Raw genomic sequence first — 19,042 nt, 5'->3', positions numbered from 1 at the left:
TAACCTCGGAGGGTGCGTGCGGAGTTGTTGGACCCGATCGCGCTGCGGACCTTCGTGTCAGTGGTCGAGCACGGGTCGTTCACCGGGGCTGCCGCGGCCGGCGGCTACACCCAGTCGGCAGTGTCCCGCCAGATGGCGGCGCTTGAAGACCTCTGTGGCGTGGAACTGTTCGCCCGGATCCCCCGCGGCGTTCGCCTGACCCCCGCCGGGGAGTACCTGCTCCCCCATGCCCGGTCCCTGCTGGACCGGCTCACCGACACCGCGCGGGCGCTGGACGCGATGCGCACCCTGGACGCGGGCTGCCTGCGGGTCGGCGCCTTCGCCACCGCCAACGCGGCCCTGCTGCCGGGCGCGCTGTCCCGGTTCCGGGCGGCCCATCCCAAGATCACACTGACCCTGCGCGAGGGCACCACCGAGCGCCTGCTACCCATGGTGGAGGCCGGGGACCTCGACCTGGCCGTGGTCAGCACGCACAAGCGGCCCAGTCTGGAGGTGCCGGGCGCGGAGCTGCTGCCGGTGCTGGACGATCCGCTGCTGGTGGCGCTGCCGGTGACACACCGGCTGGCCGGCCGGCGCCGGGTGCCGCTGGGCGAGCTGGCCGGGGAGAGCTGGATCGTGGCGGACACCCCGCAGGCGGTGGGCGCGCTGAACGCGACCTGCGCGAGCGCCGGGTTCACCCCGGACACCCCGCTGCGGGTGGCCGAGTGGATGGCGAAGCTGAGCCTGGTCGCCGAGGGGCTCGGGGTGGCCATCGTGCCCGGCATCGCGGCCGGGCGGACACCGGCGGACGTGGTGCTGCGGCCGATCACGCCGGAGCCGCCGCGCCGGTCGGTGTGCCTGGCGGTGCCCCGGCACGCCCGGCGCTCCCCCGCGGTGCTGGCCTTCCACGCGGAGCTGCGGGCCAGCGCGGCCGAGTTGCGCCAGGCCAGCTAGCCGAGCCTGCGGCCCAGGTCGTCCAGGCCGTTCCAGGCCGCGCAGGCGCCGTAGACGATGATGAAGGCCAGCGGCTGGGCCAGGATGGCGGTGACGTCCACGGCGGCCGGGGCGACCGTGTAGACGTCGCCGAGCTGCACCGAGGTGGGCACCGAGTACCAGAAGCCGGTGAACAGCCCGCCCATCAGCGTGGCCAGGTAGGCCGCCAGCGCGGAGCCCGCGGTGGCGCCGATCATCACCACCGGTCCCCTGCGCCTGCGCAGCAGCCACACCACCGCGCCGGTGATCGCGCCCGCGGCCAGGGTGAGCAGCAGGAACACCGCCAGCGAGTCGAACTGGTGGTTGGAGTCGCCGGGCAGCGCCGGGGTGCGGCCGTTGGTGGCGACCTGGCGCTGGATCGGCGGGGCCAGCAGCGACCACAGGAACGCCACCGGGATGCCCAGCAGCGAGATCAGCGAGGCCATGCTGATCGCGGGCAGCAAATCGGCCTTGACCACCACCCTCGGGATCGGCCGGGGCAGCACGTAGGGCAGGTACGCCTCTTCCGGCAGCTGCCCGACCCCGCCGGGCTGGATCCGCACCGGGTCCGCGCGACCGGGCAGCGGCGGCTCGTTCATCACAGTCGTCCTCCCTGGCCGCCCTCGGTGGACCCGTGCGCGCTGCACTTGGCCGACCAGCCGGACGGGCTCACCTGCACGATCATCCGCCGCGCGCACTGGGGGCAGTACCGGGGCGGGTCGATGGCCCGCCTGGCCACGCAGCTCCGGTGTTCGCCCTCGTTGTCCGGCTTGCCGCAGATATCGCAGAACAGGGCGGTGGCAGGGGTGTCAGAAAGTGTCATTGAGCGCCTTGATCGGCATGTTCAGCTCTTCCAGCATGTCCAGGTCGGAGCTCGCCGGGCGGCCGAGGTTGGTCAGGTAGTTGCCGACGATGATCGCGTTGATGCCGCCCAGCATGCCCTGCCGGGTGCCCAGGTCGCCGAAGGTCAGCTCGCGGCCGCCGGAGAAGCGCAGGATGGCGCGGGGCATGGCCAGGCGGAACGCGGCGACGGTGCGCAGCGCGTCCGAGCCCTCCACGATCGAGAAGTTCTCGTACGGGGTGCCGGGCTGCGGGATGAGGAAGTTCATCGTGCACTCGTCCGGGTTCACCTCGGCCAGCTGGGCGGCGAACTCGGCGCGCTGCTCGACGGTCTCGCCCATGCCGATGATGCCGCCGCAGCAGACCTCCATGCCCGCCTCGCGCACCATCCGCAGGGTCTCCCAGCGCTCTTCCCAGGTGTGCGTGGTGACCACGTTCGCGAAGTGCGACTTCGCCGTCTCCAGGTTGTGGTTGTACCGGTGCACGCCCATCGCGACCAGCTCGTCCACCTGCTCCTGGGTGAGCATGCCGAGCGAGCAGGCGATCTGGATGTCGATGCCGGCCGCGCGGATGGCCTCGATCCCGGCCTTGACCTGGGAGAGCAGCCGCTTGTCCGGTCCGCGCACGGCGGCCACGATGCAGAACTCGGTGGCGCCGGTGGCCGCGGTCTGCTCGGCCGCCTTGACCAGGCCGGGGATGTCCAGCCAGGCCGAGCGCACCGGCGAGGGGAAGCGGCCGGACTGGGAGCAGAAGTGGCAGTCCTCGGGGCAGCCGCCGGTCTTGAGGCTGACGATGCCCTCGATCTCGACCTCGGGACCGCACCAGGCCATCCGCACCTCGTGCGCGAGCTGGAGCAGGTCGCCGAGGCGCTCGTCGGGCAGCTGGAGCGCGGCCAGGATCTGCGCCTCGGACAGGCCCTCGCCGCGGTTGAGCACCTGCTCCCGCGCGACGATGAGGATGTCCCGGTCGCCCGCCTCGGTTGTGGTGGCCTGTTCGGCGGCTGTGGTCACCGTGTGTTCCTTCCGATGGACGCTCGGTCGGCTTGCCATCCTGCCTTACCGATGCCGGAGTGTGCTGAGGTACATCTCACTGTTCCGGGGCGGATTCATCCCTTCTGGGGGAACGGATTCGATCCAGGCGACCGCGGGTCACCGTGGCGAGCACGGCCAGTGCGGCCAGGCCGAGCAGGCACCAGCCGACCACGCGCACGCCGCCGGGCGGGTTGGCCGCGATCAGCAGCAGCACGCCGGGTGCGATGAGCAGCACCAGGACCAGGCCGAGGCAGCCGAGGTCCAGGCGGCCGCGGGCCTCGCCGAGGCCGAGTGCGGCGGCGGTCGCGGCGGCGGCCAGTGCCAGCAGCGCGGCGCCGGCCACGGCCGCCCAGACTCGGCCGGAATGGCTGCGCGCGGGGTCGAAGGCGGCCAGCCAGAGCAGGGACAACCCGGGCAGGGCGAGCAGGCCGACCGCGGCCAGCGAGCAGCCGATCCGGTTCGCCCTCGGCACCGGCTCGTTGGCCGATGCGGGCCTGGGCAGGTGGCTGACCTGGCCGTTCGCCGGTTCGGCCGGTTCGTCCTGCTCGTCGGGGCCGCCGCGGTTGAGCACCGCGCCGAGCATCACCAGCACGCCGAGGACGACCAGGCCCCAGCCGGTGATGCGGATGCCGGCGCCCTCGGCGAGCAGGGCCAGCAGCAGGCCGGGCACGGTGAGCAGCGGCAGGCCCAGCGCCACGCAGCCGAGGTCGTAGCCGGGGCGTTTGCCGTCGCCGACGTCCAGGGTGACCAGCAGTCCGGCCACGGTGGCCACCAGCAGTGCGGCCGCGCCGACGGTCTGCCAGACCCGGACGTCGGGTTCCGCGCCGCCGAAGATCACAGCCCACACCAGGTAGGCGGCCGGTCCGCCGAGCAGCACCAGCAGGACGGCCGCGCAGCCGGGCGACTTGCGGGCCGGGGGCCGCGGCATCAGGTCAGCCCGTGCCGGACGGTGAACTCGGCCGCGTCGAACTCCCCGCCCAGCGCGGGCGCCAGGCCGCGGCGGGCCAGCACCAGGAAGTCCTCCTCGTGGCACTTGCCCGCGCCCTCGGGCAGCACGCCGAGCAGCGGCACGCCGGTGACCTCGGGCAGGTCGGCCAGGTTGTGCCGGGCGGCCAGGCCGGGCTGGTGCGGCCAGCTGCCCACCACCAGTCCCTGGCAGGTCAGGCCGCGGCGGCGCAGCGCCTCCACGGTGAGCGCGGCGGTGTTGAGCACGCCGAGCCCGGCCGAGGCGACCACCAGCACCGGCGCGCCCAGCGCCCAGGCGGCGTCGGCCAGGGTGCTGCCCGCGTGGTCGAAGCGGACCAGCAGGCCACCGGCGCCTTCCAGCAGCACCAGGTCGTGTTCGGCGTCCAGGCCCGTTGCCGAGGCGGCGATCTGGGCAGGCCGGACCGGGGGCAGCCCGGCGGCGCGGGCCGCGGTGGCGGGGGCCAACGGTTGTGGGTAGCGGGCGAGCTCGCGCGCGGTGACGGGACCGGCGAGGCGGACCACCTCGTCGATGTCACCCGGTTCGGTCGGCCCGACCCCGGTCTGCGCGGGCTTGAGCACGGCGACCCGCCTGCCCTGCGCCCTGGCCAGCGCGGCGACGGCGGCGGTGACGACCGTCTTGCCGACCTCGGTCCCGGTTCCAGTGATCACCAGCACGGTCACGTCTGTGCACGCTACTCAAGCGTCCGGGCGGGCCCGATCGGGGGAGGGTCAGCCGGCGGCCGCCGCGGCGCGCAGGGCGGCGGTGATCCGCTGGACGTCGTCGTCGGTGCTGACATACGGCGGCATCGCGTAGACCAGGTCGCGGAACGGGCGCAGCCACACGCCCTCGCCGACCGCGGCTTCGGTCGCGGCCAGCATGTCCACCGGATGGTCGAGCTGGATCACTCCGATGGCGCCGAGCACGCGCACATCGCGCACCCCGGGTAGCGCGCTCGCCCCGGCGAGCCCCTTGCCGAGACCGGTTTCGATCCGCCGGACCTCGGCCGCCCAGTCCTGGCTGAGCAGCAGCTCCAGCGAGGCGTTGGCCACCGCGGTGGCCAGCGGGTTGCCCATGAAGGTGGGGCCGTGCGCGAGCACCGGCAGCTCGCCCTTGGCGATGCCCTCGGCGATCCGCTCGGTGCACAGGGTGGCGGCCAGGCTGAGGTAGCCGCCGGTCAGGGCCTTGCCGAGGCACATCACGTCCGGGCTGACGCCGGGGTGGTCGGCGGCGAATAGCGCGCCGGTGCGGCCGAAGCCGGTGGCGATCTCGTCGAAGACCAGCAGCACGTCATGGGTCAGGCACAGCTCGCGCAGCACGTGCAGGTAGCGCGGGTTGTGGAAGACCATGCCGCCCGCGCCCTGCACCACCGGCTCGACGATGACCGCGGCGAGCTGGTCGGCGTGCTGCTCGATCGTGTCGGCCAGGTGCTGCACGTAGCGGGGGTCGATGTCGGTGTCGAAGCCGCGCGGCGGGGCGTCGGCGAAGACCTGCTCGGGCAGCACGCCGCGCCACAGCGAGTGCATGCCGCCGTCGGGGTCGCACACGCTCATCGGCTGGAAGGTGTCGCCGTGGTAGCCGCCGCGCCAGGTGAGCAGCCTGCGCTTGTCCGGGCGGCCGAGGGAACGCCAGTACTGCAAGCACATCTTGACCGCGACCTCGACCGAGACCGAGCCGGAGTCGCAGAGGAAGACGTGCTGGAGCGGCGCGGGGGTGATCTCGACCAGCTTCTGCGCCAGCCGGATCGCGGGCTCGTGGGTGAGGCCGCCGAACATGACGTGGCTGAGCTTGTCCACCTGCGCGCGCACCGCGGCGTCCAGCACGGGGTGGCGGTGGCCGTGGATGACCGCCCACCAGGAGGACATGCCGTCGATCAGCTCCCGGCCGTCGGCCAGCCGCAGCCGCACGCCCTGGGCGGACTCGACCAGCAGCGGCTCCTGGGTGCCGGGCATCGGGCCGTACGGGTGCCAGACGTGTCTGCGGTCGAGGTCGAGGAGTTCGCGGCTCACGTCCGGCACCCTAACCAGCCCGCGCGGCGAGTAGTTCGGGTGCGAGCAAGCGCACTGCGCCCGGTTCCACCGCGATCAGTCCGTCGGCGGCCAGGGCGCGCAGCGCGCGGTTGACGGTGACCCTGGACAGGCCGAGGTGTTCGCCGAGGCCCTGTTGCGCGCCGGGCAGCAGCACCCTGGTGTCGCCGTCGGCGCTGGTGAGCAGCCAGGCGGCGATGCGGGCGGCCGCGTCGGCGCCGTGCGTGCGGACCAGGTCGTCCTGGCGGGTGCGGACCTGGGCGGCGAGGTGGGCGAGCACGTGGCGGCGGGCGGCGGGCACGTCGTCAAGCAGCGTGAGCAGCTCGGCGGCGGGCAGCAGCAGGAGCTCGGCGCGGGTGGCCGCGGTCCAGGTCGCGGTGTGGCCGCCGCCGTCGAGCACCGCGGTCTTGTCCACCGCGCAGGGTCCGGCGAACTCGCCGAGGCGCAGCCGTCTGCCGTCCGCGGTGTCCCGGCTCGCGGTGAGCGCGCCGGTGCGCACCACGATGAGCGCAGTGGCGGGTTCGCCGAAGCGGGCCACGGTCTCCCCCGCCGCGACGGTGCGGGCGCGGGCACTGGCGCGCAGCCGGTCCAGGCGGGCGCGGTCCAGCCCGGCGAACAGCGGCACACCGGCCAGGTCGGTCATGGCGGCAGTATCACGTGATACAGCGCCGGATGCCCGCTCGCCCGCAGGCTGTCGGCATGATCGTGGTTGAGCTCGTCTTCACCGATGACCCCCGCCGCCTGGCCGCCCGGCCCGCGCACCGGGAACGCCTGGCCGAGCTGCGCGCGGCGGGCAAGCTGGTGCTGGCCGGTCCGTGGGCCGATGACTCCGGCGCGCTGCTGCTCTTCGACGCCGAGGAGCCGGAGCTGGCCCGGATCATGGCGGCCGATCCCTACTACCGCACGCCGGGGGTCAGCGTCCGGCTCCGGCGCGAGTACCGTCCACTGTGGACACTCAAGGGGTGACGCGGGCGTTCTTGATCAGCTGTGGCCGGGCCGCCATCCGCCGGTGCAGGATCTCGGCGAAGGCGTCCACCTCCTTGAGCGGGAACAGGATGGTGCCCCGGCGGCCCTGCACCTGTAGCACCCGGCCCGGCGGCAGCGAGGCTCCCCCGCTGCCGTCCGGCTTGCTCAGCGCGCGGCGGGCCGGGGCGAGGGTCTCGGAGACCTCGATCACCGTCACCTGCTCGATCTGCTTGAGCAGCAAGGAAACCTCCTGGCCCGAGCCGCCCTGGTTCCAGCGCAGCTCGGTCAGTTCCAGCCGGAGCTGGCCGGTGATCCCGTTCAGCTCGGGGTGCAGCACGAACCCGGTCTCGCCGAGGTCGGGGCCGTACGGGGTGAGGAACGCGCGCCTGGCCCGTCCGGCGAGCACTCCGGCGCAGGTGGGCAGCACGACGCACAGGGTCAGCACCAGCGGCCACACCCACCACTGGATCGGCGACCAGTAGCCGGTGGCCGGGAGCAGGGCGAAGCAGACCAGCGCGGTGATCCAGAACGCCCGCCGCGCCCAGGCCTTCGGCGTGAGCCACCACTCCGGCCTGCGAGTCAGCGCCCAGATGAAGCCGGCCAGCGGGCCGCCGGTGATGATCACCAGGCCGACCGCCGAGTCGGCCCGCAGGGTCAGGCCGAAGATCACCAGCGTGAGCACCAGGGCGGCGGCGAAGCCGGGGACGATCACGTAGGCGAGCACCAGCAGCGGCTGGGCGCGCAGCCAGCGCAGGCGGAGTTCGGCCTCGCTGGCCGGGGTGGACGGGCCGGGCGGCTTCGCGGAGATCACGGCATGGGTTTACCAAACCCGGCTGCCCCGCGCGTCCGGAACGGCCAACTCGGTGTCCAACAACGGCCAACCCGCGGTCAGGGGGAGCTGGGAGAGTGGCTGGGAGCCTGCTAGCTGCGGCGGAGCACCGGGTGGTCGCGGTGCGCGGGCCGGACGCCGGGATCACCGCGAGCGTGGACTTCGGGACGGCGGACGGGTCGGGTGACGCTGTCGGTGCACCGGGCGTGGTTCCACTGGCAGCGGCGGGACACCCAGCAGGAGCGGGACACCCAGTTCGCGCTGATCACCGGCTGATGGTCAACTTCCACGGCTCGACCATCCCGCACGGGCTGGCCCGCACCTGCTCACCATGGAGGCGGCATCGCCACCGGCCCGGCCACCGCGCGATCGCCTGCCGGGCCACCGCGGGCCGCACCAGATGTCACCAGCCGGTGCCACAGCCGCCGGTGACCAAGTTGACCGTCAGCCCTGGCGAAGCCGGGGACTTGGTAGCGCGCAACTGTCGGTGGGCGCGACCGGGGCGCGCACGCTGACGCTGCGGGTCACCGACGGCGGCGACGGCCGCAACTTCGACCACGCGGACTGGGCCGAGGCCAGGCTGCCCTGCTGAATGTCCACAAAGGACGGTGGCGCGCCCGCTGGGGACACGCCACCGTCGTTGTGGTGGATGCGGATCAGCCGTTCGGGCGGACCGGCAGCTCGATCAGCGAGCGGATCAGCACGCTGCTGCGGTAGTTCAGCTCCTCCGGCGGCACGGCCAGCGTGAGCTCGGGGAAGCGGTCCAGCAGGCCGCCGATCGCGGTGATCGCCTCCAGCCGGGCCAGTGGCGCGCCCACGCAGTAGTGGATGCCGTGGCCGAAGCCGAAGTGGCCGCCGAGCACCCGGTCGATGTTCAGCTCGTCCGGGTTCTCGAACTTGGTGGCGTCCCGGTTGGCCGAGCCCAGGCCGACCAGCAGCAGCTGGTTCGCGGGCACGGTCACCTCGCCCAGGGTGAGCGGCTCGGTGGTCATCCGGATGGTGCCGGTGATCACCGGGCCGTCGTAGCGGAGCAGCTCCTCGACCGCGTTGTGCAGGCGCTCGGGCTTGGCCCGCAGGGCGGCCAGCTGGTCGGGATGGGTGAGCAGCGCGCGCATCCCGTTGCCGATCAGGTTCGCCGTGGTCTCGTGCCCGGCCACCAGCAGCAGGAAGGCCATCGCGACCAGCTCGCCCTGGCTCAGCGAGTCGCTGTCCTCGCTGACCTGGATCAGGTCGGAGAGCATGTCGTCGGTGGGCGTGGCCCGCTTGTCGTCGATCAGCCGCACCAGGTACATGGCCAGGTCCTGGCTGTCCTTGGCCTGCTGTTCCGGTGCGATGTTGTTGCCCAGCAGCGAGTTGGACCAGCGGCGGAAGTCGGCCTGGTCGGCCTCTGGCACGCCGAGCAGCTCGCAGATGACCGTGACCGGCAGCGGGAAGGCCAAGGTCTCCATCAGGTCGACCACCTCGCCACCGGCGGCCACCCGGTCCAGCAGCTCGGTGGTGATCTGCTCGATCCGCGGGCGCAGCTGCTCCACCCGGCGCGGGGTGAACGCCTTGGCCACCAGCTTGCGCAGCCGGGTGTGCTGCGGCGGGTCGCTGTTGAGCATGTGGCCGGCCAGCTGCTCGGTGAACTGCGGGGTGCCCTCCGGCGCGTCCTTGAGGATCAGCTCGCGCATGGCGCTGGCGTCCTTGCTGACCTGTGGCGCGGTCAGCGCGATCTTGACGTCCTCGTACCTGGTGACCACCCACATGTCGAACGAGCGGTTGGGCATCGAGGTCCGGTGCACCGGCAGCTGCTGCCGCAGCCGGGCGTAGATCGGGTACGGGTCCTTCATGTACGCGTCGTCGAACATCTGCAGCTCCGGCAGCGGTTCCGCCGCCGCGGTGTCAGTGCCCATCCGGCCCTACTCCCCACTCGATACCGGGGTTCACATACGTCACCGTATTGTGAACATTGTTAACTCCGCTAAGCCGACCTTACTCCGCCCAACGTGTGCGTCCAGGCGAAAGTTCCTGACGGTATACACATAACCACCGTGGCTCACTAACGTGTGAGCGTGCCTCCGACGTCACCTCGCCGCACCGTCCATGTCGTCCCGCACACGCACTGGGATCGCGAGTGGTACGAGCCGTTCCAGCGGTTCCGGTTGCGCCTGGTGGACCTGCTGGACGAGGTGCTGCCGCGACTGGCCGCCGATCCCGAGCTCCGGTTCACCCTGGACGGGCAGACCGCCGCGGTGGACGACTACCTGGAGATCCGGCCCGCCGCGCTCGGCCAGGTACGCGAACTGGTGGCGCGCGGGCAGCTCGCGGTCGGCCCGTGGCGGGTGCTCGCGGACTCCTTCCTGTGCTCCGGCGAGAACCTGGTGCGCAACCTGGAGATCGGGTTGGCCCGCTCGGCCGAGCTGGGCGGCGCGATGCCGGTGGCCTACCTGCCGGACCAGTTCGGGCACGCGGCGCAGCTGCCGCAGCTGTTGCGCGGCTTCGGTTTCCGGCAGGCCTGCCTGTGGCGCGGAGTTCCGTCCACAGTGGACAGCAACGGCTTCTCCTGGGTGTCGCCCGACGGTTCGGCGGTGCGCACCGAGTACCTGCCCGGCGGCTACGGCAACGCGGCGGTGTTGTTCACCGACCCCTCGGCCACCAGGGGCCGGGCCGAGGACTTCGCCGAGCGGATGCGCGACTGGTTCGGCGCGGACGAGGTGCTGGCCATGTACGGCGCGGACCACGGCGCACCGCTGCCCTCGCTGACCGAGCAGGTCAGGGCGGTCAGCGCGGCGGAGGGCCCGGTCACCCTGCGGCTGGCCACCCTGACCGAGGCGCTGGCCGGGCGGGAGGTGGACGTGGCCGGGCTGACCGAGGTGCGCGGCGAGCTGCGCAGCCACGCGCGGGCGAACCTGCTGCCCGGGGTGCTCTCGGTGCGCGCGCCGGTGAAGCAGGCGATGGCCGCCGCCGAGCGGATGGTGCAGCGCTACGCCGAACCCCTTGCCGCACTGTGGTTCCCGGCCGCGGCCCGGCCCTTCGCCGAGATGGCCTGGCAGCGACTGGTGGACGCCTCCTGCCACGACTCGGTGACCGGCTGCGGCGCGGACAGCACCGCGGCCCAGGTGGCGGGCCGGATCGCCGAGGCCGAGCAGCTGGGTTCGGCGGTGCGGGACCGGGTGGTGGACGCGCTGGCGACCCGCGCGCCGGGGGACGCGGTGCTGGTGGTGAACCCCAGTCCGTGGCCCCGGCAGGACGTCGTGCGGGTGTCCGCGATCGCGCCGGAGGACTGGGACGCCGTGGCACTTCAGCTGCCGGACGGGCGGCTGGCGGCGACCCAGGAGGTCGAGCGGCCGGAGCGGGTGCTGCTGGCCGCGGAGTTCCCGGCGGCCGAGGTCGCCGAGGCGGTGCGGCGGCGGACCTTCGGCCAAGTCATGTACGACCGGGCAGTCCAACGGGCAGTCATCGGGGCAGGCGCGGTGGAGTTCGCGGTGGGGCGGCTGGGCGATCCGGGCTACGACGTGGAGCGCTTCGCGGCCGAGCTGGCGGCGCGGGCGGCCGAGCACCCGGTGTGGTCGCTGCGGGTGGTGGACGAGCCCAAGCGCGAGCTGCTGGCCGCGGTGCCGGTGCCCGCGCTGGGCTGGACCACGGCGCGACCGGTGGCCGGCGCCGCACCCGTCGACCATCCGGTGTCCATTGTGGATGGAGTGCTGAGCAACGGCCTGGTCTCGGTGACCGTGCTCGACGACGGCACGCTGCGGATCGAGGACCCCGACGGCCTCGCGCTGGAGGGGGTCGGGCGGATCTGCGACGGCGGGGACGCCGGGGACAGCTACAACTACGGCCCGCCAGTGGCCGACCTGCTGGTGCACGAGCCGGTGGCCATCCTGGTCTGCCCGGACGCGCCCGGCCCCCTGGTAGGCGGGTTCACCGTGTACCGGACCTACGAGTGGCCGACCGGGCTGGCCGATGCCGCCGGATCGGCGCGGGCGGCGGGCACGGTGGCCACCGAGGTGTCCATGGCGGTGGAGCTGCGGGCCGGGGAACCCTTTGTGCGGCTGGAGCTCCGGTTCGAGAACCGCAGCCGGGACCACCGGGTGCGGGTGCACCTGCCGGTCGGGCCGGTCACCGGATCGCGGGCCGAGGGCCAGTTCGGCGTGGTGGCGCGCGGGCTGACCAACGAGGGCGGCAACGGGGAGGCGCCGCTGCCGACCTTTCCCGCCTCCGGGTTCGTCGCGGCCGGTGCGGCCACGGTGTTGCTGGAGCAGGCCACCGAGTACGAGGTGACCGGCGGGGAGCTGGCGCTGACCGTGCTGCGGTCGGTGGGCGCGATCAGCCGGAACCTGCACCCGCTGCGGGCCGAGCCCGCCGGGCCGACCACCCCGATCCCCGGGGCGCAGGAGCTGGGGTCGCGGGTGGCCCGGTTCGGCATCGCGGTGGGGACGGAGCGCTCGGACGCCGAGGTGATGGGGCTGGTGGAGCGGTTCACCCTGCCGCTGGTGAGCGCGGCCGGGACCGGGACCGCCGAACTGGCCGAGGCGACCGGACTGCGCGTGGAGGGCGCGGTGCTGAGCGGGTTGCGGGAGCGGGACGGCGAGCTGGAGCTGCGGCTGGTCGCCTACTCCGTCGAGCCGGTGCCTACCGTGCTGCGGCTGCCCGGCCTGGTCAGCGCGCGGGTGACCGACCTGGCCGGGAACCCGTTGGCGAAACTGGACGTCGCCGAGGACGCGGTGGAGTTGTCCTTGCGGGGCTGGGAGATCATGACCGTGCGGCTCGGTCAGGGGTTGCCGCAGAGGGAGATCACGCCGCCCTCGTGATCGGTGAGCACGTGACCGCCAGGACCGGCGGCGGGCAGTCTGCCCTCGGTCCTGGCCTCGCGGCGGCTGCCGTCCGGACCGTAGAGCAGCGCGCCCGAGGCGCCCACCATGATCAGCTCGCCGTCGACCGGGAGCAGCACCGGGGCGTCCACGTCGGCGCTGATCGCGGTGCGGCCCGCGCGCAGGGCATCCAGGGCGGCCGTGGCCAGTTCCGTTGGGCCGTAGGCGTTCTCGTCCACGGCGAGCCAGGTGGTCGGGTTGCCGGGCTCGGCGTCGGTTCCCCTGCCGTGCCAGTCGCTGCCGCCGACCGGGGTGACGTGCATGCCCCAGGACCGCCACCAGGCCAGCGGGCCGCCCCAGGTCCGGCTCCACCAGCTGGAGTGCCAGATCTCGGCCAGCGGTGGACGTTCCGGCATCGGGTCCCGCCAGGAGCAGTCGCCGGAGAGCGGGTGGTTGATGGACAGCAGTCCGCCGCGATCCCGCACCGCGGTCAGCCACTCGGCCGGTGGTCGCCGGAAGTCGATCCAGCCGATGTCGCCGAAGGCGTTGGCGTGGCCGGAGTCCGTGGTGACCTCCTGGCCGGGGATCAGCGCGATGCCGTACCGGTTGCCCATTTCGGCCAGCTCGGCGTGGTGGGCCACGGTGTTGTGGTCGGTGACCGCCAGCGCGGACAGGCCGTTGGACACCGCCAGCGCGGCCAGTTCCGGCACGGTCAGCTGACCGTCGGAGTGCAGGGTGTGCGCGTGCAGGTCGGCCGGGATCCAGCGCAGGCCCGCACTGGCCGGGAGGTGCCGGGGCGGGCGTGGCGCTGGGGCCAGCGGGGCCGGGCGCTCGACCTCGACGAAGGCCGGGCCGAGGGTCACCTCGACCTGGGCGTGCGCGCCCTCCGGCGGAATCCGGTGCAGGCCAAGGACAATCCGCCACTCCCCTGGTTCGAGCTCGCCGGGCAGGTAGCCGGGAGTGGCGGCCTCGGGACCGATGGCGAAGCGGCGGCGGGCCGAACCGGACCAGCCGCGCCAGCCGGTCGGTCCGGCACAGCCGATGTCCAGGATCGCCGGTTCCGCGTAGGTCAGCTCGACGGTGACCCCCGCGCAGCCGGGCGGCACCTCGAACGGGAGCTCCAGCCACCGGCTGGCCGAGCGCAGCTCCCTGGTGATCAGTCCACTGTGGACGATCACGCGAGCACCGGTTCCGGGCTGAGCAGCAGGCCGCCGGCGTCGAAGAGCAGCAGCCTGCTGGGTTCGGGCACCGCGGTGACCGTGCTGCCTACCGGTGGCTCGTCCTGCTCCGGCACGGTGACCCCGACCAGCAGGCCGCCCGCGCATTCCAGCGACACCAGCGAGCTCACCCCGAGGTTCTCCACCGTCGACACCACGCCAGTGATCCCGCCGGTTGTGCCCTGCGGGGCGAGTCGCAGGTACTCGGGGCGGATGCCCGCCGTGACCTGGTCGCCGTCGGACACGGCCAGACCCAGGGGCCGACCCAGCCGCGCATCCGCCACCTCCACCTCGTCACCGACAACTACCGCGGGCAACAGGTTCATCGGGGTGGACCCGATGAAGTTGGCCACGAACACACTCGCCGGCCGCTGGAACACCTCGCGCGGGCTGCCCAGCTGCCGGATCTTGCCGGACTCCATCACCGCGATCCGGTCGGCCAGGGCCAGCGCCTCGGCCTGGTCGTGGGTGACGAAGACCGTGGTGATGCCCAGTTCCCGTTGCAGCCGCTTGAGGAACGTGCGCGCCTCCAGCCGCAACCTGGCGTCCAAGTTGGACAGTGGCTCGTCCAGCAGCAGCACCCGCGCGCCCATCGCGATGGCGCGGGCCAGCGCGACCCGCTGCTGCTGGCCGCCGGAGAGCTGGCCGGGACGGCGTTCCAGCAGCCCGGCCAGGCTCAGCCCGTCCGCGGTGGACTCGGCCACCTTCCGCTGCGCCGCCTTGTTCTCCCCGCGCACCCGCAGCGGGTAGCCGATGTTCTCCGCCACCGTCATGTGCGGGAACAGCGCGTAGTCCTGGAACACCATGGCCACCCCGCGCTTGCCGGGCTCGGCCGAGGTGACCTCCTCGCCATCGATGGTGATCGACCCCGCACTGGAGGACTCCAGTCCGGCGATGGTGCGCAGCAGCGTGGTCTTGCCGCAGCCGGAGGGGCCGAGCAGGGCGAAGAACTCGCCGTCGGCGATGCGCAGGTCGAGCTCGTCCACCGCGCGCACCCCGTTGGGGTACACAGTGGACAGTCCGGTGATGCCGATACCCGCCATCAGCTCTTGATCCCTCCGTGGAAGCGGAACCCGTAGCGTTTGCTGACGACCAGGTACAGCAGCACCACCGGTATCGAGTACAGCAGTGAGAACACCGGGATCACGGTGAGGTTCGCGCTGCCGCCCTCGTCCTGCAGGGTGCGCAGCAGCACCGCGGCCGGCTGCGCCTGGACATCGCGCAGCAGCAGGAACGGCAGCAGGAAGTTGCCCCAGGCGTTGACGAAGGCCCACACCAGGATGGTCGCGATCCCCGGCCGCGCCACCGGCAGCACCACGTGCCGCAGCACCTGCCCCGGCGAGGCGCCGAAGACCCTGGCCGACTCCTCGTAGGAGCGCGGCACCGAGTCCATGAAGTCCTTGAGGATGAAGATGGCCGCGGGCAGCATGCCGCCGGCGATCACCAGCGCGGTGCCGTACTGGGAGTTGATCAGGCCGAGCTGGAACATCATCACGAAGATGGGCACCATCGCCGCGGTGCCGGTGACCACGCTGGAGAGCAGCAACAGCAGGTACAGCAACAGGTCCCGGCCGGGGATGCGCACCCTGGACAGGGCGTAGGCGGCCAGTGCCGCGCACACCGTGGTCACCGCGGTGGCGATCCCGCACAGGATCAGCGAGTTCAGCAGCGAGGACAGCGTGTGCGGGTGCTCCAGGGTCTTGCCGACGTTGTCCAGCGTCCAGTCCGGCCAGCGCAGGCCGAGGCCGGGGCGGGCGTCGAAGGGCGCGCTGGCCAGCCACAGCATGGGCACCGCGAAGAAGAACAGCACCACCGCGATCAGCGTGTAGAAGCCGATGCGCCGCACCAGGAACCTCACGCTCATGCCCGCCTCCGCAGCAGCCGCAGGTACAGCCCGGCCACCAGCAGGTTCGCCAGCAGCAACAGCAGCGAGATGGCCGAGGCGTAGCCGAGCTGGCCGCCTTCGAGGGCCTGCCGGTAGATGAACACCGGCAGCGTCTCCGAGGCGTGGTTGGGCCCGCCCGCGGTGAGCAGGAACGGGGTGAAGTCGTTGGCGGTCCACAGGCTGATCAGCAGCGTGTTGGTCAGCACGTGCCCGCGGATGTGCGGGAACACCACGTCCCGCACGGTCTGCCAGCCGTTCGCGCCGACCAGCTTCGCCGTCTCCAGCTGGGAGGGCGGCACCGCGGCCAGCGCGGAGGAGTAGAGCAGCATGGAGAACGCGGTGCCCCGCCAGGTGTTGAACAGGATGATCGAGATCAGCGGGTACTGCACCAGCCAGGCGGTGCCCTCGTTGGCCAGCAACAGGTTCAGCGTGCCGCCGTCCCGGTCCAGCACGGCGATCCAGAGGAAGGCGACCACGGTGCTGGGCAGGATCCAGGCCAGCAGCACCAGGCTCTCGGTGAGCCGCCGCAGCCAGGGCGGGGCCCCGCGCAGCAGGTAGGCCAGGCCGAAGCCGAGCAGGTTCTGCCCGATCACCGCGGAGCCGAGCACGAACAGCACGGTCAGCCACAGCGAGTTGCGGAACAGCCCGTCGTTGAGCGCGGCCAGGAAGTTGTCCAGGCCGATGACCTGCGGGTTGGCCGCGGCCGGGCCGGTCAGCTGGTAGTCGGTGATGCCGATGTAGAGCGTCCACAGCGCGGGGAAGACCAGGAACAGCCCGATCAGCGCCAGCGCGGGCAGCACAAACCCGACCGCGCGGCCGATGCCCAGTCCGGCCACGTCGGCGACCCGGCCGCCCGCGGCGGGCTTGGCGACGGGCTTCAGGTCAACCGGCGTCGACATTGGCCTCGCCCACGATCTTGGACAGCGCGGCCCGGTAGTTCGACAGCGCCTCGGCCACGGTCCGCCCGGCGATCACGTCCGCGGTGGCCTGCTGCAACGCGGCGGAGACCCTCGGATAGCCGGCCACCGGTGGCCGGTAGTGGGTGACCGGCAGGACCTGTTGCGCCACATAGGTCAGCATCGGGTCCCCGGCCAGGACCTGGTTGTTCACGTCGTTGCGCGCGGTGACCTGCGCGCCGCCGGCCGCGCGGGCCTTGAGCGCCTCGGCGGAGTTCATGAACTGCAACAGCTCCCAGGCCTGCTGCGGGTACTTGGTGGCCGGGTTGAGCACGTTGACCGCGCCACCGGACATGCTGACGAAGTCCCGGCCGCCGACCCCCGGCTGGCGGGCCGGGATCTTGGCGTAGCCGACCGCCTGGTCCCGGTCGGCCATCTTGGCCACGCCCCGGTTCGGCTCGACCACCCCGCGCCACAGGTAGTCGCTCTCGATCATGATGCCGAGCTTGCCCTCGGCGAACTGGGCGAAGGACTTGTCCCGCCCCTTGGCCTCCTGCTGGGTGAGCGGGTCGCCGAGGCCCTCGCGGTAGACCTTGGCGTAGAGCTCCAGCACCTCGCCCAGTGCCGGACCGGCCTGCCACTTGCCGTCCCGGTACAGCGGTTTCCCGGCGCTGGCCAGCAGTGGCAGCACGCCCTGCATGGTGGTCGCCTCACCCATCGCGGTGCCGGCGTTGACCTGCAACGGTGTCACTCCGGGCAGTTTTTTCAGCTCCCCGGCCGCGGCCAGGATGTCGGTCCAGCTCCTCGGCTGCCAGTCCGCGGGCAGCCCGGCCTGGGCGAACAGCTTCTTGTTGAAGAACAGCACCCGCCCGTCGGTGCCGTCCGGGATGCCGTAGCGGCGCTCGCCGAAGGACCCGAGGCCCTGCACCGACCGCGGGACCTGGCTCCAGCCCTCCCACGCGTCCACCTTGGTCTTGCCGACCAGCTCGTCCAGCGGTTTGAGCTGCCCGGCCTCGGCGAACTCGCCGATCCAGATACCGTCCACGGTGAGCACGTCCGCGCCGCCGCCGGTCTTGAGGTCCAGCGCGACCTTGGTCTTGTAGTCCTCATCGCCCGCGCCGTTGCCGTCGAACTTCACCGTGACGGTGACGCCCTTGGCCTTCTGCGCCTCGGTGAACTTCGGGATCACCCAGTCGGTGACCCAGGCGGCGCGGGTGGCGTTCTTCCCGCCGGCCACCGCGTTGCCGGTGATGGTGAGGGACAGCTCCTTCGCGTCGGCGTTGCGGGTGACATCGGTCTGCTGGGGGCTGCCGAGACATCCGGCGAGCAACCCGAGCGACGCGACCATCACCAGCGGTGTCGCGACCCTGCGCATCCGCCACCTCCCGGGGCTGGTTCACCTGACTGATCCACGTGGGGTGAAATACTCACCAGACCGGGCGGAAGATGACAAGGGTCACAGCTCGGGTTTTTCCGTCGGTGGGTGCGCCCCCGCGGTGATCGCAGGGAAGGGGTAGGTTCGCTCCGTGGTGTCGCCGGATCCCGTGGACATGCGCCTGCTCGCCCTGCTGGCCGAGTCAGGGCGCGCGGCTCCCGTGCACGAGATCGCCGCCAGGGCAGGCGTGGACCCCAGGGAAGCCGCCTCCAGACTGGTCGCGCTCTCGGCCAGCGGCCTGCCCCTGATCGTCGGCGTCGAGTTCGACCCCAACGGCCTGCGCGGCGCACTGGCCGCGGCCGGCGCCTGGGCCGGATTCCCCCCGCCCGCTCCCCCGCCCCCGCCCGCCGCGCCACCCCCGTCCTACGGTCCCCCGGTCTACGGACCCGGCCCCGCCCACGGCACCCCCAGCGGCGTCTACCCGGCGCACGGCACCCCCAGCGGCCCCTACGGCACCCCAAGCGGCCCGTACGGCACACCCAGCGGTCCACATGGGACACCCAGCGGTCCCTACGGCACCCCAAGCGGCCCGTACCCGGCACACCAGCCCGGCGGCCCCACCGGCGCCTACCCGCCCCCACCCCCGGCCTACAACCCGCCGATCGGCCCACCCCGCGGCGGCTTCCCCGCCCCGCCCCCCTTCCCTGCCACCGGCGCGGACCCGATGAGCACCTGGGGCCCACCCCAGTCGGCGGCGTGGGCACGCGGCGACCAGCCCACCGTCACCACCGCACCCGCGGCGGGCAGCCGCACCGGCGTCGTCGGCGGCTCACTGGAAACGGAAGGCCAGGAAGGCGAACGACTGGTCATCCAGCTGGTCGAGGTGGTCGACCCGGCCGACTTCCTGTTCACCGCCGCCGGTTACCGGCTGCAAGAGGGCGAACGCTCGGTAGTCGTGCACACCGAACTGCACAACCGGGGCCCGGTGCCCTTCGCCTCCCTGCCGGACCTGTACCTGGTGCTGGTCACCGAGGACGGGCAACAGATCTCGAAGGCACCGGTGGCGTTGTCGTCCCGGCCGCCGCACCGGATCGGCGTCGCACCGGGTGAGACGGCGGGCGGGCACACGGTGTACGTGCTGCCGGAGTCCTTGCGGCTGACCCACATCCGGTGGAGTCCCCACCCGGGCGATGACACGCACAGCCTGACTTGGGCGATCGAGGACTGAAGCGACACCGGACCAGCGACGGGGTGGCTTTTCAAAACTC

At 72.6% G+C, this 19,042-nt stretch carries 19 protein-coding genes; 5 read left to right on the top strand and 14 right to left on the bottom strand.

From position 1 onward, the window contains the following. The first annotated feature begins 12 nt into the window (after window positions 1-12). Window positions 13-933, top strand: coding sequence for a LysR family transcriptional regulator (locus M8C13_RS40780; protein ID WP_252486189.1), 921 nt, complete (start codon window positions 13-15; stop codon window positions 931-933). Here the strand turns inward: M8C13_RS40780 and M8C13_RS40775 are convergent. From M8C13_RS40775 to M8C13_RS40745, 7 genes are all read right to left on the bottom strand, one after another. Next, window positions 930-1,550, bottom strand: a complete 621-nt coding sequence (locus tag M8C13_RS40775) for a DUF2567 domain-containing protein (RefSeq protein WP_252486188.1) — start codon at window positions 1,548-1,550, stop codon at window positions 930-932. The two genes, M8C13_RS40780 and M8C13_RS40775, sit on opposite strands and share 4 nt — an antisense overlap. Next, window positions 1,550-1,774, bottom strand: a complete 225-nt coding sequence (locus M8C13_RS40770; protein WP_252486187.1) for a hypothetical protein — start codon at window positions 1,772-1,774, stop codon at window positions 1,550-1,552. Before M8C13_RS40770 ends, M8C13_RS40775 begins: the two co-directional genes overlap by 1 nt. Next, window positions 1,761-2,801 (bottom strand): biotin synthase BioB, encoded by a 1,041-nt coding sequence (gene bioB, locus M8C13_RS40765; protein WP_252486186.1) that lies wholly within the window; start codon window positions 2,799-2,801, stop codon window positions 1,761-1,763. Before bioB ends, M8C13_RS40770 begins: the two co-directional genes overlap by 14 nt. Before the next feature lie 76 nt (window positions 2,802-2,877). Next, window positions 2,878-3,750, bottom strand: a complete 873-nt coding sequence (locus tag M8C13_RS40760; protein ID WP_252486185.1) for a hypothetical protein — start codon at window positions 3,748-3,750, stop codon at window positions 2,878-2,880. Then, window positions 3,750-4,469, bottom strand: coding sequence for a dethiobiotin synthase (gene bioD / locus M8C13_RS40755; RefSeq protein ID WP_252486184.1), 720 nt, complete (start codon window positions 4,467-4,469; stop codon window positions 3,750-3,752). Before bioD ends, M8C13_RS40760 begins: the two co-directional genes overlap by 1 nt. Window positions 4,470-4,517: 48 nt before the next feature. After that, entirely contained in the window at window positions 4,518-5,795 is a 1,278-nt protein-coding gene (locus M8C13_RS40750) for an adenosylmethionine--8-amino-7-oxononanoate transaminase (protein WP_252486183.1), read from the bottom strand. 10 nt (window positions 5,796-5,805) lie between these two features. Beyond that, a complete protein-coding gene (locus M8C13_RS40745; protein ID WP_252486182.1) occupies window positions 5,806-6,456 on the bottom strand; it encodes a Crp/Fnr family transcriptional regulator in 651 nt (216 codons plus the stop codon). Between the two features lie 56 nt (window positions 6,457-6,512). Here M8C13_RS40745 and M8C13_RS40740 point away from each other — a divergent pair, with 56 nt between their 5' ends. Next, a complete protein-coding gene (locus M8C13_RS40740) occupies window positions 6,513-6,779 on the top strand; it encodes a YciI family protein (RefSeq protein ID WP_252486181.1) in 267 nt (88 codons plus the stop codon). On the opposite strand, the gene M8C13_RS40735 is transcribed toward M8C13_RS40740, so the two are convergent. After that, window positions 6,769-7,590, bottom strand: coding sequence for a hypothetical protein (locus M8C13_RS40735; protein WP_252486180.1), 822 nt, complete (start codon window positions 7,588-7,590; stop codon window positions 6,769-6,771). The genes M8C13_RS40740 and M8C13_RS40735 overlap by 11 nt on opposite strands. A 349-nt stretch (window positions 7,591-7,939) precedes the next feature. Here M8C13_RS40735 and M8C13_RS44915 point away from each other — a divergent pair, with 349 nt between their 5' ends. Further along, window positions 7,940-8,200 carry an NPCBM/NEW2 domain-containing protein gene (locus M8C13_RS44915; protein WP_308202915.1) on the top strand — a complete coding sequence of 87 codons (261 nt, stop codon included), beginning with the start codon at window positions 7,940-7,942 and terminating at the stop codon, window positions 8,198-8,200. A gap of 64 nt (window positions 8,201-8,264) precedes the next feature. On the opposite strand, the gene M8C13_RS40725 is transcribed toward M8C13_RS44915, so the two are convergent. Beyond that, the gene (locus tag M8C13_RS40725) at window positions 8,265-9,503 is read right to left on the bottom strand and encodes a cytochrome P450 (protein ID WP_252486178.1); all 1,239 of its coding nucleotides are present in this window, start codon (window positions 9,501-9,503) and stop codon (window positions 8,265-8,267) included. 159 nt (window positions 9,504-9,662) lie between these two features. Between M8C13_RS40725 and M8C13_RS40720 the strand changes: the two genes are divergently transcribed. Continuing rightward, window positions 9,663-12,401 carry a hypothetical protein gene (locus M8C13_RS40720; RefSeq protein WP_252486177.1) on the top strand — a complete coding sequence of 913 codons (2,739 nt, stop codon included), beginning with the start codon at window positions 9,663-9,665 and terminating at the stop codon, window positions 12,399-12,401. Here M8C13_RS40720 and M8C13_RS40715 read toward each other — a convergent pair. From M8C13_RS40715 to M8C13_RS40695, 5 genes are read right to left on the bottom strand one after another with little or no spacing between them, the layout of a single operon-like run. Then, on the bottom strand, window positions 12,362-13,579 hold the full coding sequence (locus M8C13_RS40715; protein ID WP_252486176.1) for a CehA/McbA family metallohydrolase: 1,218 nt from the start codon (window positions 13,577-13,579) through the stop codon (window positions 12,362-12,364). The two genes, M8C13_RS40720 and M8C13_RS40715, sit on opposite strands and share 40 nt — an antisense overlap. Next, a complete protein-coding gene (locus M8C13_RS40710) occupies window positions 13,576-14,661 on the bottom strand; it encodes an ABC transporter ATP-binding protein (protein ID WP_252486175.1) in 1,086 nt (361 codons plus the stop codon). Before M8C13_RS40710 ends, M8C13_RS40715 begins: the two co-directional genes overlap by 4 nt. Continuing rightward, a complete protein-coding gene (locus M8C13_RS40705; protein WP_252486174.1) occupies window positions 14,661-15,482 on the bottom strand; it encodes a carbohydrate ABC transporter permease in 822 nt (273 codons plus the stop codon). The genes M8C13_RS40710 and M8C13_RS40705 overlap by 1 nt, the downstream gene beginning before the upstream one ends. After that, window positions 15,479-16,402: a carbohydrate ABC transporter permease gene (locus tag M8C13_RS40700; RefSeq protein ID WP_252486173.1), complete on the bottom strand. Its 924-nt coding sequence runs from the start codon at window positions 16,400-16,402 to the stop codon at window positions 15,479-15,481. Before M8C13_RS40700 ends, M8C13_RS40705 begins: the two co-directional genes overlap by 4 nt. Continuing rightward, the gene (locus M8C13_RS40695) at window positions 16,386-17,774 is read right to left on the bottom strand and encodes an extracellular solute-binding protein (RefSeq protein WP_252486172.1); all 1,389 of its coding nucleotides are present in this window, start codon (window positions 17,772-17,774) and stop codon (window positions 16,386-16,388) included. The genes M8C13_RS40700 and M8C13_RS40695 overlap by 17 nt, the downstream gene beginning before the upstream one ends. Window positions 17,775-17,925: 151 nt before the next feature. Here M8C13_RS40695 and M8C13_RS40690 point away from each other — a divergent pair, with 151 nt between their 5' ends. Continuing rightward, a complete protein-coding gene (locus tag M8C13_RS40690) occupies window positions 17,926-19,002 on the top strand; it encodes an AsnC family protein (RefSeq protein ID WP_252486171.1) in 1,077 nt (358 codons plus the stop codon). Window positions 19,003-19,042 lie beyond the last annotated feature (40 nt).

Origin of the sequence: Crossiella sp. SN42, from assembly GCF_023897065.1 — a bacterium.
Classification (GTDB): Bacteria; Actinomycetota; Actinomycetes; order Mycobacteriales; family Pseudonocardiaceae; genus Crossiella.
This window is presented reverse-complemented; position numbering and strand designations above follow the sequence as displayed.

Excerpts from the sequence above, each read along its gene's own strand:
- M8C13_RS40760 (WP_252486185.1), bottom strand. The coding sequence starts at position 3,750 with ATGCCGCGGCCCCCGGCCCGCAAGTCGCCCGGCTGCGCGGCCGTCCTG.
- M8C13_RS44915 (WP_308202915.1), top strand. The coding sequence starts at position 7,940 with ATGGAGGCGGCATCGCCACCGGCCCGGCCACCGCGCGATCGCCTGCCG.
- M8C13_RS40700 (WP_252486173.1), bottom strand. The coding sequence starts at position 16,402 with ATGTCGACGCCGGTTGACCTGAAGCCCGTCGCCAAGCCCGCCGCGGGC.
- M8C13_RS40695 (WP_252486172.1), bottom strand. The coding sequence starts at position 17,774 with ATGCGCAGGGTCGCGACACCGCTGGTGATGGTCGCGTCGCTCGGGTTG.
- M8C13_RS40745 (WP_252486182.1), bottom strand. The coding sequence starts at position 6,456 with ATGACCGACCTGGCCGGTGTGCCGCTGTTCGCCGGGCTGGACCGCGCC.
- M8C13_RS40710 (WP_252486175.1), bottom strand. The coding sequence starts at position 14,661 with ATGGCGGGTATCGGCATCACCGGACTGTCCACTGTGTACCCCAACGGG.
- M8C13_RS40775 (WP_252486188.1), bottom strand. The coding sequence starts at position 1,550 with ATGAACGAGCCGCCGCTGCCCGGTCGCGCGGACCCGGTGCGGATCCAG.
- M8C13_RS40725 (WP_252486178.1), bottom strand. The coding sequence starts at position 9,503 with ATGGGCACTGACACCGCGGCGGCGGAACCGCTGCCGGAGCTGCAGATG.
- M8C13_RS40770 (WP_252486187.1), bottom strand. The coding sequence starts at position 1,774 with ATGACACTTTCTGACACCCCTGCCACCGCCCTGTTCTGCGATATCTGC.
- M8C13_RS40705 (WP_252486174.1), bottom strand. The coding sequence starts at position 15,482 with ATGAGCGTGAGGTTCCTGGTGCGGCGCATCGGCTTCTACACGCTGATC.
- M8C13_RS40740 (WP_252486181.1), top strand. The coding sequence starts at position 6,513 with ATGATCGTGGTTGAGCTCGTCTTCACCGATGACCCCCGCCGCCTGGCC.